The 15,452-nt window shown below is 46.7% G+C and carries 14 protein-coding genes; all 14 read right to left on the reverse strand.

Annotated elements, in window-relative coordinates; translation table 11 throughout:
* Positions 1-45: 45 nt before the first annotated feature.
* Complete coding sequence (locus G590_RS19985) at positions 46-1,062, reverse strand: LacI family DNA-binding transcriptional regulator (protein WP_022766747.1); 1,017 nt, start codon at positions 1,060-1,062, stop codon at positions 46-48.
* Positions 1,063-1,087: 25 nt separating this feature from the next.
* Complete coding sequence (locus tag G590_RS19990; RefSeq protein WP_022766748.1) at positions 1,088-2,476, reverse strand: alpha-amylase family glycosyl hydrolase; 1,389 nt, start codon at positions 2,474-2,476, stop codon at positions 1,088-1,090.
* A gap of 110 nt (positions 2,477-2,586) precedes the next feature.
* Positions 2,587-4,875, reverse strand: coding sequence for an EAL domain-containing protein (locus tag G590_RS20885; protein ID WP_051142177.1), 2,289 nt, complete (start codon positions 4,873-4,875; stop codon positions 2,587-2,589).
* 142 nt (positions 4,876-5,017) lie between these two features.
* On the reverse strand, positions 5,018-6,091 hold the full coding sequence (locus G590_RS20890) for a class B sortase (RefSeq protein ID WP_155828790.1): 1,074 nt from the start codon (positions 6,089-6,091) through the stop codon (positions 5,018-5,020).
* Positions 6,092-6,208: 117 nt separating this feature from the next.
* Entirely contained in the window at positions 6,209-6,973 is a 765-nt protein-coding gene (locus G590_RS20005) for an alpha/beta hydrolase family protein (RefSeq protein ID WP_022766750.1), read from the reverse strand.
* Between the two features lie 105 nt (positions 6,974-7,078).
* Complete coding sequence (locus G590_RS20010; protein WP_022766751.1) at positions 7,079-8,725, reverse strand: AMP-binding protein; 1,647 nt, start codon at positions 8,723-8,725, stop codon at positions 7,079-7,081.
* Positions 8,726-8,737: 12 nt separating this feature from the next.
* The gene (accA, locus tag G590_RS0116465) at positions 8,738-9,493 is read right to left on the reverse strand and encodes a carboxyltransferase subunit alpha (protein WP_022766752.1); all 756 of its coding nucleotides are present in this window, start codon (positions 9,491-9,493) and stop codon (positions 8,738-8,740) included.
* Positions 9,494-9,515: 22 nt separating this feature from the next.
* Entirely contained in the window at positions 9,516-10,349 is an 834-nt protein-coding gene (gene accD / locus G590_RS21435) for an acetyl-CoA carboxylase, carboxyltransferase subunit beta (RefSeq protein ID WP_022766753.1), read from the reverse strand.
* Between the two features lie 3 nt (positions 10,350-10,352).
* Entirely contained in the window at positions 10,353-11,681 is a 1,329-nt protein-coding gene (locus G590_RS21440) for an acetyl-CoA carboxylase biotin carboxylase subunit (RefSeq protein WP_022766754.1), read from the reverse strand.
* 1 nt (position 11,682) lies between these two features.
* A complete protein-coding gene (gene fabZ, locus G590_RS0116480) occupies positions 11,683-12,108 on the reverse strand; it encodes a 3-hydroxyacyl-ACP dehydratase FabZ (protein ID WP_022766755.1) in 426 nt (141 codons plus the stop codon).
* A gap of 11 nt (positions 12,109-12,119) precedes the next feature.
* Positions 12,120-12,548, reverse strand: a complete 429-nt coding sequence (locus G590_RS0116485) for an acetyl-CoA carboxylase biotin carboxyl carrier protein (RefSeq protein WP_022766756.1) — start codon at positions 12,546-12,548, stop codon at positions 12,120-12,122.
* Positions 12,548-13,789, reverse strand: a complete 1,242-nt coding sequence (gene fabF, locus G590_RS0116490; RefSeq protein WP_022766757.1) for a beta-ketoacyl-ACP synthase II — start codon at positions 13,787-13,789, stop codon at positions 12,548-12,550. Before fabF ends, G590_RS0116485 begins: the two co-directional genes overlap by 1 nt.
* Positions 13,782-14,522, reverse strand: coding sequence for a 3-oxoacyl-[acyl-carrier-protein] reductase (gene fabG, locus G590_RS0116495; protein ID WP_022766758.1), 741 nt, complete (start codon positions 14,520-14,522; stop codon positions 13,782-13,784). Before fabG ends, fabF begins: the two co-directional genes overlap by 8 nt.
* A complete protein-coding gene (locus tag G590_RS0116500) occupies positions 14,515-15,450 on the reverse strand; it encodes an ACP S-malonyltransferase (protein ID WP_022766759.1) in 936 nt (311 codons plus the stop codon). Before G590_RS0116500 ends, fabG begins: the two co-directional genes overlap by 8 nt.
* Positions 15,451-15,452: the final 2 nt, after the last annotated feature.

Consider the following 15,452-nt stretch of genomic DNA (forward strand, 5'->3'; position numbering starts at 1 on the left):
CTATGTTTTGTATAAAAAATGAGGTTAACAAAAGGTTAACGTTTTTTACTGTTCAAGTAAATTGCGAACGGAGAATCGCTCTGCAACTCTGATTGGAAGCCTTTCATCTACTGAAAGGTCCTTTTCTCCGTTGATCATTCTAAGAAGATACTCCCAGGCCTTTTCAGCCTTTACATCGAAGTTCTGAGCCACGGAAGTCAGCTTGGGCGTCATATATTCGCAATTGGGCAGATTGTCAAATCCTATCACGGAGACGTCGTAAGGAACCCTGATTCCGCACTGTGAAAGCCCCTCTATGACACCGAAGGCAACTATATCGGACAGGCATGCAACCGCTGTGTAGCCTCCGTTGGAGAATCCGATATTCTGCCCTGCTTCTACCGCGTTAATATACGTGGTATCAGTGTAAAAGATATTGCTCTCGCCGAAGGGAACACCGCTCTCCTTGCAGGCTGTAGCAAAACCCTTGTATCTCTCCATGATTACGCCCTCTTCACCGATAACGGGTGTGACCAGAGCAAGGTTTTTGTGCCCTTTACCGATGAGATATCTGGCAGAAAGATATCCGCCTCTGTAGTCCTCAATTCCGACATTAACAATTCCTTCTCCCGGCGCATAAGTATCAATAAATACAACCGGTGAGTCGATTAACTTCTTGATCTCTCTTACCTCATCCGGGAAAATGCCCAAAAAGAAGGCTCCATCTACATTCCAGGATGAAAGAAGAGGAATGATCTCCCTTGGATCGTGCACACATCTCATCATGAGGTAGTAGTCCTCGTTTCTGACGCACCTCTCTATTGCTGCGATAATATGCGCGTTGTAGGGATTGGTAAAAAAGTCCTCATCTGCACCAAGGTATGGAATTACAAGTCCTATGATGCGGCTTTCCTTCTTGGCCAGTGACCTGGCAAGGGCGTTTGGTTTATAATTGGTTTCCTTTATTATCTCGTTAACCCTGCGCCTGGTCTCCTCAGAAACCTTGTGGTTATTGCCGTTGATAACATTTGAAACTGTGGCAGTACTAACCCCTGCTCTCTGGGCAATTGTCTTTAAATTCATTTTTTCCTCCGATGCGGCCTGCGTTTTATCTGGTCGCGATAATGTAAAACTCCCACGGGGCAAAGGTGTGTTTATCACCGGGAAGCTGACCCCCTGCGGTATATTCCGTTGATACTCCGGAAAAGACTACTTCTTCATCTCCTGTCAATATGTTCCCAAGATCAACGTATTCCTGTGCTCTCTTTGAAAGATTGAATATGCAGATGATCTCATCATCCCCGGATGCTCTCTTGTAGGCAAAAATATTTTTGTTTCCAAGATCAAGTACTTCGAATCCCTCTCCTGTATTGGTGCTGCCAAGAGCCGGATGTTCTGACTTGATCATTGAAAGATTACTTATCAGCCCCCTGTAATCCTTGCCTGTTCTGTCCCAGTTTATAGTGTCTTTTTCCATAAAAGCTATATTCTTGTCATAGGCTATCTCATCCCCCGAATAAAGCATCGGAATACCGGGAAGCGTGAAGATCAGACTGTACATGGATGGAAGTACATCCTCCGGAAACGCCTCATCTATGGTTCTGTCCCAGGAGTTAACATCATGGTTATCAAGGTAATACATGGGAAACGTGTTGTTATCTGTAGAAGGCATGTAAAGCTTGATCTTATCAGCTGTCTTGCCGTCCTTGGCAACAGCCAGAAGCGTCTCATAGACCTTTGTGGCGTAGTTTGAGTCAAAGCCGTACTCAAGATTAGCTGCCGCCTGGCCTCCGAGGTCCTCTTCAAGCATGTAGATGTCTTTTACCTTATCCAGCTCTATCCTGGCTTCTCTCCAGAAATCTTCGGGAACTCCAGCTGCATAATCGCATCTGAAACCGTCCACATCGAACTCTTCTACCCAGAACTTCATGCATTCTATCATCTCTTTTCGCATATCAGCGTTGTCGTAGTTGAGATCCGCAACATCGGGCCATCCCATTCCCTCGGGTGATATGATCTTGCCATCCTTCTGAGTGTACCAGTCGGGATGCTCTGTGATCCAGGCGTTGTCCCAGCCTGTGTGGTTAGCAACCCAATCCAGCATCACGTGAAAGCCCATTTCATGCGCCTTATCCACCAATGCCTTAAAATCTTCTTTTGTACCAAATTCGGGATTAACATCTCTGTAGTCGCTTACTGAATAATAAGAGCCCAACCTGCCTGATCTGTTGGTGACAGAGATTGGATGGATAGGCATAAACCAAAGGGTATTAACGCCCATATCCTTTAAAGTATCAAGGTGCTCAGAAAACTCATTTATGGTTCCGGACTTCGTGTACTGTCTGAGGTTAACCTCGTAAAGGACAGCTGTTGCGGTCCAGTCCGGGGCCTCACTCTCAGTGGGAACCGCCTCAGGCCTTGCTGATGAACAGCCTGCACCTAAAACAGTTACTGCAAGTAAAATCCATGCAGTAACGATTTTTTTAACGTAATTCATAACTATCGCTCCTTTGTAATTGTAGTAAAAACATTACATTAAGCGATTAACCTTTCTTTACTATACAAAAAAAGGGACTCTATTGCAAGTCCCTTAAGAAAGCTGGTATTTCATGACTTTGAAATCAGTTCTTCAAATTCAGTAATAGGTATTGGTTTTGAGAAATAGTAACCCTGGAACAGATGACATCCAAGTACTTTGAGTCTTTCGAACTGATCTACGGTCTCTACACCCTCAGCAAGAGAGATGATCTGCAGATCTTCAGCAAGGCGGATCACGTTTTTAACTATAATATCCGCTTTGATCTCATCACTGCTCTTACCCAGGAATTTCATGTCGATCTTCAAAATATCAACCGGCATGTCTTTTAACATGTTAAGAGATGAGTATCCGCTTCCGAAATCGTCCATTTCAACGATAAAGCCCTGTTTTCTGAACTCTTCAAGGATCTTCATCTTGTCATCGGTATCCCTCATCATGCTGGATTCCGTAACTTCAATACGCAGTCTGTGCGGATCGATGTCATACTGTATTACATCGCTGACTATCTCAGCCAGAACGTCTGTCATGTAGAAGTCTTTCGGAGAAACATTCACAGAAATGAAAAGATTCGGATTTGTCTTTTCCCATCGGGAGAGGATTTCGCACGCCGATTTCCAAATATGCTTGTCCAGCTCTGTGATCATGCCATTGTCCTCAAACAGAGGTATGAAATCACCGGGTGACATGAAGCCGTGTACAGGGTGGATCCATCTTACAAGAGCCTCTGCGCCGACAATCTTTCCGTTTTTGTCAGCTATGGGCTGCAGGTAAGGCACTATCTGATTCTCTTCTATCGCTGTGTCAAGCTGGCCCGAAATTTCCTGATCCCAGAGCATTTTATCTCTGATCTTCTTATCAAAGAAAGCGACATGTTTTCTGTAATCATCTTTGATTGAATCCAGCGCCACAAGAGCTCTGTCATAGAGAACAGAGGGATCCTGATCATCTTCCTCTATCTCGCAGAAGCCTACATGTACGGTAATACGATGCTCCACATCCCCCAATCTGACTTTAAAGTGCGACAGGTCGTTCTCGACAATATTCTGTACAAACAGCCTTTTAGGAAGACATGACCCGAAAGTATCACCGGCAATACGACCGTAAATACAGGTCTCATCAGCATATTTCTTGAGCCAGTCTGCAATCTGAATGAGCGCTGCATCACCGAATTCCCGGCCGAATACATCATTAAATACCTTAAAGTCACATATATAAATTGACGCTACATAATAATCCTTCAAAAGATGCTGTTTTAAACGATCAGAGATAACTTTGAAGGTGTACTCTTTATTGTATATGCCTGTCAGTGCATCGTGATTGGCTGCAAAGAGCTCTTTTTCGATACGCTTTTTTTCCTCGGTAATATCCCTGACCTTGACGTAAGTACCCAGATTTCTTTCGTATCTGTCGTTGAACTTGCCGTGTGCGACCATGTAGCTACGCTCATTAGGCGCTGTCCCCAGGGACATTTCAACCTCTTTTGCCTCAGGAAGTTTACTTACATCGCCAAAAAGAGAAATAAGTGTATTCGAAACCTCCTCAAGGTTATCGCTTCTGATTCCCGTAAGCTCTTTTGCCGGCTCATTTACCCATATGCATCTGCCTTCAGGGCCGTATAATACAACCGCCACCTTCGTGTCAGATACGATGTCCGCAAGCATATTGTCCAGGAGCCTGAGCGGTCTGTATAGGATTGAGAAATAATAGATCAGCAGACCCAATATAGTAAATCCAACCATGGATCTGTCAATAGGGATGCGGAAAAAGACATAGTATGCCTGCCAGATAGTGCCAAGGATCAAAGTTATAAGGATGACAATATAGCGCTCCTTGTATAAAACCGGAACCTTTATGGTTATTTTTACGAAAACAAACATTACGATGGCGATGGCGCTGTAACAGGCTACCCTGTGTATTGAAACACCTATATGCGGAACACTGAGAAAATATGGTTTTCCATATGCCGAAACTTCCTGAAGTTCAAAGGCATGTGAAAAGATATTGTTTAAAAGAAGCTGGATCACATCAATTGTAAATAGAATATGGAGCCAGAACGGCACAATATGATCTTTTTGGTTTTTGGCATTTTTAACACCGCAATACTCTCTGGTAAAACGCAAAAGAGCGTACATAGCAATGTCCATGCCAATGTAGTACATATAATACCCCACCAGTGCCACAACTCGTGTGCTGGTGCCGATTATGAACATATTTCCGAGAACAAGGGGAACAAGTGAAAGACAAAACAGGCAAACAGACTTGCCTATCGATTTTTTTGAGCACATGGAAGCATGGCTACAATACAGTAAAGTAGCTATCAATACGGCAAATACTACTATGAAAGCATATCTGAACATATTGCACGCCTCCGGAATAAAGTAAAAAAACGCATAGTTACTCACTTAAATTCTATACTTTATTCGGAGGAAAAGATATCAAAATTGCGCAAATTTATTAAACTTTAATTATTGTATACAAGCTTATTTTTATTCAGCAAAATTAGCGGTCAGACTCTTCTACCAATACACCCAAAACAACGAATTGGAGGTCATCCTTTTTCGTACAGGTTGAAAGGGTAACAACTTTGCTGTCTTTATTGACCGGAATCTCTGAATCCATGTAGGACTTGATCCTGACATGTTCAGCATCCTTTACAAATTCGAGAGCCGCATCCGAGACATAGTCATAGAGGATATAAGTCTCCGAAACATCCATGTACTCGAAAATCAGGTACCTGTAGGCCTTTTGTGGTGTAATGATCTGAAAATACATATGGTCATTATAGTAGGCCGGATCTTTTCTGTATTCTCTGAGAGACCCGAACATCGTGCCATCCTTCATGTTGTGGCCGTATACGATGGAATTGGCATCAGTAAAATCTGCAGCTGAGCGATAATCCAGGAAAATAGCGCCTGTGGGTGCTTCCTCTCCCATGTAATCAAGCTTGCTGTATTTTTCGTTGTCCTCAGACTGCATTATCGGATAACTGATATGGCCGTCCTCAAAATATACCCAGCCAACCATTTCAGGATATGCTTCCATGAGCTTGTCCAGTTCTATGTCGGCTGTGTCCCAGGATTTCTTCTGAGTTGTGGCTGTTGTAGTTCCTTCGTTTGAAGGTTGCTCTGCTGAAGGCTCTTTTTCCTGAGCCGCAGTCTCTTCTACATCCTGCTTGGTGGCATCTGCTACAGCTTCCGCATCTTGGGCTGGCTCTGTTGTGTTTGCTTCTACTGCTTCAGCAGGCTCTGACGTGCTTGTTTCTGCCGCTCCATTGCCTGATTTCGATGTCTCAGGACCGGCTATCCTCTGCGCTGCAAAAATTGCTGCACACAAAAGAACTCCTGCCAACACAATTCCAGCTACTCTCTTACCTGTGGATGCATTCTTCCCAAAGAGGGAGCACACAAAAATGGCAACAGAAAATAAAGCGCTGAGTATTACTATCAGCAGAAGTGCAAAAAAAGTCGTTACTGCCGCGATTGCTCTGTGTTTCTCATTAAAGCCTTTCACTGACAGCATCAGACTCGTTATTATGTTCTTTTTTCTTTCTTCTAATCTACTACTTAACTGCAAAACTAATTACACCTCTCATTTCAACTCGACAATCATATCACATGAGAGGCCAAATTCACAATGAAATTTATAAACTCTTTTCACCGCCTTATTTTATGGCAGAGAGATACTTTTCTATCAGGAAATCTTCTCGTATATCTTCACGAAGTCCACGGATGCTTCGCGGGCCATGTCTGAATCCTTGCCGTCAAAGCCATGTCCTGCACCCTTAACTTCACGCAGTGTCGCGTAGCCGTAGTTGGCAGCTGCAGTTCTGGAATATTCTATGGGCACAACGTCGTCCTTGTTGCCGTGGATCAGGAGCACCGGCTTACCAAAGCCCGTCTGAAGGTCTTTTACATCTATATCGACAGCAACCTTGTCATATTCCGGGCTTATTGACATGCCAAAGACCTCTGTCTCTCCGCTCTCAAGGCGTCTCTTGGAGTCGTCCGGGATGACAAACGCCGGGTACCAGAGGATTAATCCTTTCACATCCTCAGTGTAAGCACGCCCTACAATCGCGGAAACAAAGCCTCCCTGGGACTCTCCCTGAAGGTATAAGCTGTCCTTATCAACATATGAAAGGCACTTTACGCTCTCCATCACATCAACCAGGTCGGAAGCCTCGGTCATTACCGTCATCTCCTGCATAGTGCCGTCACTCTCAGACTCAAGTCCGCCTCCACAGAAGTCGAAGAACACGCATACTATGCCACTTTCAGCATATCCGTTTCCGTGGTGCATCAACTCACGGTAGTTTGAACCGAACCCATGCGAGAATATCACCGTGGGAAAAGAGCCATCTCCATCGGGTCTGTATATCAATCCCCTGATGACACGGCCATTCTCCTTGGTCACTTCAAGTTTCTCTTCAATTGTTTTGTAAGTTTTCTTTTCCATACCTACAATCTTACCACTTTTTCAAATCAGTGGCGCAGCAAAATGGTCCCCCGGGACGGAGGTAAGGGGTCAAAAATGACCCCTTACCTCCGTCCCTAGGGACCATTATTTTGCTTTAGCGTAGTCCGCTTTTCGGATGGCGGATCTGAGGATCTTGCCGTTGGCGTTGTGGGGAAGGCTCTCCTCAAACTTCACCATGCGCGGGTATTTGTAGATGGCTGTCCTCTTTTTGACGTAGTCCTGAAGTTCCACAGCAAGCTTGCTGCCGGGTTCGTAGCCGTCATTGAGGACCACACTGGCTTTGACGAGAGCCCCTCTGTTCTTGGAAGGAAATCCCGTAACTGCGCACTCGAACACAGCCGGATGGCGCATCAGAATGTCCTCTACTTCCGAAGGTCCGATTCTGTAACCGCTGGATTTTATAACGTCATCGTTTCGGCCGACGAAAAAGAAATTTCCATTTTCATCACGGATTGCCATGTCTTTGGTGTGGTAGATCCCGCCTTCCCAGACTTCCCTGTACTGCTCAACAGCACCAAGATAGCCGGAGAATACTCCAACAGGGCGCTTCCCGTTCCTTGGAACGATCACAATCTCGCCTTCTGTCCCAACGGGAACCGGATTATTGTTCTCATCAACCAGCTCAACCTGATACAGCGGCGAAGCCTTTCCTATGCTTCCCGGAATCTGCGTCCCATCTACTGTTGTGCAGATCTGAAGCGCCGTCTCAGTCTGTCCGAAGCCCTCGCGGATCGTAAGCCCCGTCAGTTCCTTAAACTTCGCAGAAACCTCTTTTGGCATGGCTTCTCCTGCAGTGGTAACAAAGTGCAGATTCTCAAGATTATATTTGCTGAAATCTTCCAACACAAAATACTTATATATGGTAGGAGGCGCGCAGAAGGTGTTGACCTTCTCTTCCTCCAGGAGCCTTAGCATATCGCCTGCATAGAACTGCTCATAGTCATAGACCATGATGGCAGCGCCCATGAACCACTGGCCGTAGAGCTTGCCCCAGGCCGTCTTGGCCCATCCCGAGTCCGCCACAGTCAGATGCAGCCACCCATTCTGAACTCCGTGCCAGTTTTTTGCCGTAAAAATGTGCGCCAGCGGATATGAAAAGTCGTGAATCACTGCCTTGGGCGCCCCGTTGGTCCCGGAAGTGAAGTAATACAGCATCGGATCCGTCACATTTGTCTTTACTCTGGCAAAAGAGCTCTCAGCTGCCTCCACGATATCTTCAAAGCACTCGCTGTCCTTGTATCTATTGCCTACAACGATCATTGTCACATGCAGTCCTGACACAGCCTCGGCCACTTTATCACAGATATCATCTGTATTTACACAGATCACTGCCCTGGCGCCGGAGAGCTTCATTCTCTCCCTGATATCCTCGGCTGACACCATGTGCGATGTAGGAATCGCCACAGCTCCCAGCTTGTGGATTGCCAGAATGCTGATCCAGAATTCGTAGCGCCTTTTGAGGAGCAGCATTACGCCATTGCCCTTGCCAATTCCAAGACTTCTCATAGCGTTTGCAGCTTTATCAGACAGCCTCTTTATATCGTCAAAGGTGAATCTTGTGATCCTGCCTTCGGCAGTTTTATGCAAAAGAGCCAGCTGCTTGGGAGTCTCATCGGCAAACCTGTCCATCACATCATAGGCAAAGTTAAAACTATCGGAGTAGTCAAACATAACATCCGTTATGCTACCCTGACTGTCTTTGATCTCTTTATAATAATCCTCATATATCATGGGTTTCTTCCTTTAATAACCGACTTTTCTGAACTTCATGTAGCGCTGAGTAACAAGAGTATCTGTTGGAATCTCCAGAAGCTCATTTATCTGCGCATAGATCTCATCCGAAAGCCCCGGTACATCTTCGCTCTTAATAACCTTATCAATAAGTCCCAACTCATACAGCTTAGATGCCGTAAGCCCAAGAGCCTCCGCCGCCACATCAGCCTTATCCTGGGTCTTCCACAGGATATTGGCACAGCTCTCAGGAGAAACCACGCTAAAATAAGCATCCTCAAGCATCCAGATCCTGTCGGCATGGCTAAGAGCCAGCGCTCCGCCGCTTCCGCCTTCTCCAATAACAATGGACAGGATCGGCACCTTTAAACCAGACATCTCCGCAAGACACCGTGCAATTGCCCTTCCCTGGCCTCTCTCCTCAGCATCAATTCCGCAGTAGGCTCCGGCCGTATCCACAAAACACAGAACCGGCCGTCCGAACTTCTCCGCCTGTTTCATGAGACGAAGAGCCTTCCTGTATCCCTCAGGCATTGCACTTCCAAAATTATGCTCTATGCGCTCCTCTGTGTTCTTGCCCTTTTCTATTCCGATAACGGTTACAGCTATATCATCAATCCTGCCAATCCCGGCTATTACCGCTCTGTCCTCGCCGTACAGCCTGTCCCCATGGAACTCCACAAAGTCTTTTACCACAGACCCTATGAAATCTATGGAAGTCAGGCGATTCTCTGATCTGGCAGCCCTGACTATCTCAATATCATTCATTTTCAAATATCACCTCTGCGCCTTAATATCCATGGAGCTTCAAAACCCTGTCGATATAATCCCTCTGCTCCTGCCTTGGCACTATTGCGTCAATAAAGCCGCACTCCAGCACCCTTTCAGCCTTCTGGAATCCCTCCGGAAGCTTCTGATTAAGCGTCTTCTCAATTACTCTCGGTCCCGCAAATCCAACCCTTGCATGAGGTTCTGACAATGTTATGTCCCCAAGCATGGCAAAAGAGGCATCGACGCCCCCCGTTGTCGGATTTGTCAGAAGCACTATGTAAAGATTTCCCTGCTCGTCATGTCTTTTTACCGCCGCAGAAATCTTGGACATCTGCATAAGAGATATCATTCCCTCCTGCATCCTGGCTCCCCCGGAGACCGTAACTCCGATCACCGGCAGATGCTGCTCTGTAGCATATTCAAAGAGCCTTGTTATCTTCTCGCCCACAACGGCGCCCATAGACCCCATCATGAAATTGCCGTCCATGGCAAAAATACATACTCTGCTTCCGCCGATGGTCGCCTCGCCGCAGATAACTCCCTCGTTTTCACGGCTCTTTTCCCTGGCCGCGGAGAGTTTTTCATCATATCCCGGAAAATTCAGGACATTTTTGGATTCCATGTCCCTGTCCATCTCTACAAAGCTTCTTTTATCCGTAAGCATCAGTATTCTTCTACGGGCTCTCACCGGAAAGTAGTGTCCGCACTCAGGACAGACAAAATTGTTCTTCCTGATCCTTGCCACCGACACCTGCTTGCCGCACTTCTTACAGGTTATCCTCCTGCTCCTGGGCCTGTTTCCGGTATTTTCAAGCTCATTATTGGCTTTCAGAAATAAGCTCTTAAGTTCCATATCTTATAACACCTTCTGGCAGATTCCCGTATCATAGTTACCTATAACAAATCTGCCGTTTTCCATGAATTTCATGTGCATATCCCTGTTGTTGTCAACTCCGAGCAGCACAAACTCAGAGAGAGCACTCTTCATCTTGCGGATCGCGCCGTCTCTGGTATCCGAGCACACAATGAGCTTACCCAGCATTGAGTCGTAGAAAGGCGTAACCTCGTAGCTCTGATAAAGAGCCGAATCGAACCTGACATCCACTCCGCCGGGAACGTGAAGCAGCTCAACCATGCCTGTTGCCGGTGTAAAATCCTTGGCATTTTCCGCACAGATCCTGCACTCAATGGCATGTTTTTTCCTGCTGATCTCCTCCTGTTCAAAGGGAAGCTCTACTCCGGCAGCTGTCCTTATCTGCCACTCAACGATATCTATTCCGCAGACCATTTCGGTCACTGAATGTTCAACCTGCAGTCTCGTGTTCATCTCCATAAAGTAGAACTTATCGCCCTTTACAAGGAATTCCACAGTTCCCACAGTCACATATCCGACGGCCTTGACCAGTCTCTTTGCAGCCTCATACATCCTGCTTCGCAAGTCTTCTGCCAAAAGAGGCGCCGGACACTCCTCAATGAGCTTCTGGTTCTTCCTCTGAACAGAGCAGTCCCTGTCGCCCAAAATCAGGACTTTTCCCTTGGTATCCGCAATTATCTGAACCTCAACATGCTTTACATTTTCGAGATATTTCTCCATGAAGATTGCGTCATCGGCAAAAGAGCTTTCGGCTTCCTTCTTAACCTGCTCAAAGGCCGGAATAAGCTCACTTTCATTTCTGACAACTCTGATACCCTTGCCACCACCACCGGCTCTGGCCTTTAAGATCACCGGATAGCCGATGATCTCTGCATTTCTTATGGCATCATCACCACCGGCAAGAATGTCACTTCCCGGTGTGACAGGAACGTCAGCACTCTTTGCGATCTCTCTTGCAACCTCTTTCTGCCCCATTTTGCGCATGATGTCTTCGCTCGGTCCGATGAGTACGATTCCGTTATCACTGCATTCCTTGGCAAATTCAGGGTTTTCGGACAGCATGCCGTATCCGGGGTGGATTGCCTCGGCGCCGGTCTTTTTTGCCACCGTCAGAATGACGTCCATATTCAGATAGCTGTCTTTTACCATGGGACCGCCGATGCAGTAGCTCTCATCAGCCATTTCCACGTGAAGAGCGCTCTTATCGGCCTTGGAATAAACCGCAACCGTCTGGATTCCCATCTCTTTGCAGGCTCTTATCACGCGCACCGCAACTTCACCTCTGTTGGCAATCAGGATCTTAGAAAACATCTCAGTTCTCCTCCAATATGGCAAAAGAAAAATCGCCGCTCATACACTTTTTTCCATCAACCGTGAGTTCCCCATGTAGCAGATACATGGGATGACTCTGACGAAGAAGCTTCGTATCGATCTGTATCCTGTCTCCGGGCTTTATCATCCCGCGAAATCTCACCTTATCAAGGCCCGTATAGACCGGTGTTGCTGCCTTATTCTGCATTTTGTCCGCGAACATGATGCAGGCGGACTGAGCCATCATCTCGCACTGAATAACTCCGGGAACAATAGGATTTCCGGGGAAATGTCCCTGTAAAAAGAACTCGTCGCCCCTTACGGTGTAATAGCCCGTAGCCGAACCGTCTTCATTGAGATATGCCTCATCTACAAGAAGCATCGGCTCCCTGTGGGGAAGAATTTTCTTAATCTCTTCTCTGTCCATATCGGCCTCCCTTACTCAATGACAAAAAGAACCTGATCAAACTCCACAAGATCACCCTCACCGGCATTAACTTCCGTCACAGTGCCATCCACCGGAGCTTTTACTTCATTCATCATCTTCATGGCTTCCAAAGTGCACAAAACATCACCCTTTGAAACCTTATCACCCACTTCTATAGCTTTTTTGTCCCCTACAGCGCCGTAGAATACGCCGAGCAGGGGTGCCTTAACCTCTACACCTGTAATAACCTTATTTGAGGTTGCCTGCTCCGGTTCCTTTGAAGGTAGTGGGGTTTGAACTGAAATCGGAACCGGTGCAGGACTTTGAGGGGAAGTCATCTCTCTTTTGAGCTTTAATTTAAAGTCCCCCTCCTGGACATCAAGTTCAGTCAGGGAGAGCCTTTCAAATATTTCCTCATAATCTTTTAGCGAATTAGTCATTACTTTGCCTCATATCGTTTAAATGCAATACATGCGTTATGTCCGCCGAAACCGAGAGATGTGCTGATAGCATAATCAACCTGCACATTTGCTGCCTTGTTTACTGTGTAATCAAGGTCGCACTCCTCGTCTGCTTCCTTATAATTTATTGTCGGCGGAATTACGCCATCCTTCAGGGCAAGGACTGAAGCAATCGCTTCAACTGCGCCTGTTGCGCCCATCATATGTCCTGTCATGGACTTGGTCGAGCTTATATGGATGTCATAAGCTCTTTTACCGAATACAGCCTTGATGGCCTTGGTCTCCATGGCGTCGTTTAAGTGTGTCCCCGTGCCGTGGGCATTGATGTAGATTTCCTCGTCATCGCCGATCTTTGCTTCATTTACGGCATTTTTGATTGCCCTGATCGCTCCGTCACCCTCAGGATCCGGTGCCGTGATATGGTAGGCGTCAGCGGTATTTCCGTAGCCAACAACCTCAGCAAGAATATCAGCTCCGCGCTTTTTGGCATGCTCATATTCCTCGAGAATGACTATTCCTGCTCCTTCGCCCATGACAAAGCCGCCTCTTCTCTTATCGAACGGGAGACTGCCCTCCTCGGGGTTCTCCGAGAGATTCAGCGCCTGACAATTGATAAATCCTGCCATTGCCAGCTCATTGATAGATGCCTCGCTTCCGCCGGCAATTATGGCATCGGCATAACCGTGCTTGATGGCTCTGTAAGCCTCTCCCAGAGTGTGAGTTGATGTCGCACATGCTGTGACTACAGGAAGTGTGGGGCCTTTTGCTCCAAACTTAATGGAAACCGCTCCTGCAGCCATGTTGCTGATCATCATCGGCACAAAGAAAGGCGAAACCATGTCAGGTCCCTTGTCTCTTAACTTGTCCTGCTCACGGATCGTGGTATTGATTCCGCCAATACCCGAGCCTATATATACTCCGAAGCGCTCTTTATCAAGATCCGACTCCAGGATCCTGCTCTGCTCCACTGCCTGCTTGGCAGCTGCCATAGCGTACTGCATGAACAGGTCGGATTTTCTGATCTCCTGCATGCTGTCGTAATAGTCCTTCGGATTAAAATCCTTAACTTCCGCATCCAGGCTGACTTTAAGCCCTGATGCATCAAATCTCTTTATTTTGTCTACTCCGCATACCCCGTTCTTTAAATTGTTCCAAAAGGTATCCAGATCATTTCCAACAGGCGAAATAACGCCCATTCCGGTCACAACTACTCTACACATACATTCCTCCATCGACCTTGATCACTTCTCCTGTGATATACTGCGACTCTTCTCCACCCAGGAAAAGCGCAAGGCGAGCCACATCCTCAGGGCTTCCGAGCTTACCCATGGGGATCATTTTTTTCATCTCCTCAGTCTGAGCCTCGCTGAGCCCGGCAGTCATATCTGTGGTTATAAATCCCGGTGCAATCGCGTTGCATCTTATGTTTTTCCTGCCGTATTCTCTGGCTACAGACTTGGTAAATCCAACAATACCGGCCTTTGACGCCGCATAATTGGTCTGACCCTTGTTGCCCATAAGTCCGACAACCGAGCTGATATTTATAATGCTTCCCTTGCGATTTCTTACGAAGCTTCTGATAAAAGACCTTGTGACAAACATGCAGCCTTTGAGATTAACATCAATAACGTTGTCGATATCCATTACTCCAAGGCTCGGAAGCAGGTTATCTTTGGTGATTCCTGCGTTGTTAACCAGGATGTCTATTGATCCGAAATCCGCAATTATCTCCTGAGCTGCACTCTCTACCTGGTCGGGATCCTTGATATCGCAGGTATAAAGCCTTGCTGTTACTCCAAGGTCTGTCAGCTCTTTTATCGTATCCATGGCAGCTTTGCTCTCTTTTGTTACAATGATTGCCACATCTGCTCCGTTTTTGGCAAATTCCAGGGCGATTGCCTTACCTATGCCTCTGCTTCCACCTGTTACAACGGCTTTCTTTCCATTAAGCATCTTTTCCAAGCTCCTCAATTACTTTCTGAAGGGATTCCATGTTATATACGTTATATATCTTCGCTCCCTCAACAGTTCTTTTAACAAATCCCGAAAGAGCCTTGCCGGGGCCACATTCTATGAAGGTGTCCACTCCGTCTCTGGCCATATTGTTAAGGGTTTCCTCCCACTTAACACTGCTCTTAACCTGATCGGAAATCGTGCTGATCATTTCCTCTTCATCGTTTGAATAAGGCTCTGCGGTCTTATTGGCATAAAGAGGTATCTCAGGCTGATTTAAGTTGTATATCTTTCCGCTTTTAAGCTCTTTCTTAAGGTTTTCCGCAGCGCCTTCCATATAAGGCGTGTGGAACGCGCCTCCCACGGGAAGCTCTACAAATCTGGCCTTAAGCTCGGTGAGCTTTTCTTTAAACTTCTCCATCCTGGATTTCTCACCGGATACTACAGTCTGCCCGGGGCAGTTGAAATTAACCGGATAAACCTCATATTCTTTGCAGAGCTCTTTTAACTCGTCATTGTCCATGCGCATTACGGCAAACATGCTTCCTGTGACAGCTTCTGCGGATTTCTGCATGAACTTGCCGCGTTTGCAGACGAGCTTGAACGCATCCTGCTTGGTAAGAATTCCCGAAGCGGTCAGTGCAACGACCTCTCCAAGTGAAAATCCGGCCACGGCATCGGGCTTTATTCCGTTCCTGATAAGAGCCAGCGCTCCCGCCAGATCTGCAAGAAACAGACAGGGCTGCGTATTTTCAGTCTTTCTCAACTCATCCTCTGAACCTGAGAACATCTGTGTAAGAGTTCCCGGGCGGATTGCCTCGGCAACTCCGTAAAAATCGTGCACCTCCGGTACACTTTCAAATAAATCCTTTGTCATGCCGGGATACTGACTTCCCTGGCCGGCAAATAAAAACGCGATCTTTCCCATAA

This window comes from Butyrivibrio sp. XPD2006, from assembly GCF_000420865.1.
Classification (GTDB): Bacteria; Bacillota; Clostridia; order Lachnospirales; family Lachnospiraceae; genus Butyrivibrio.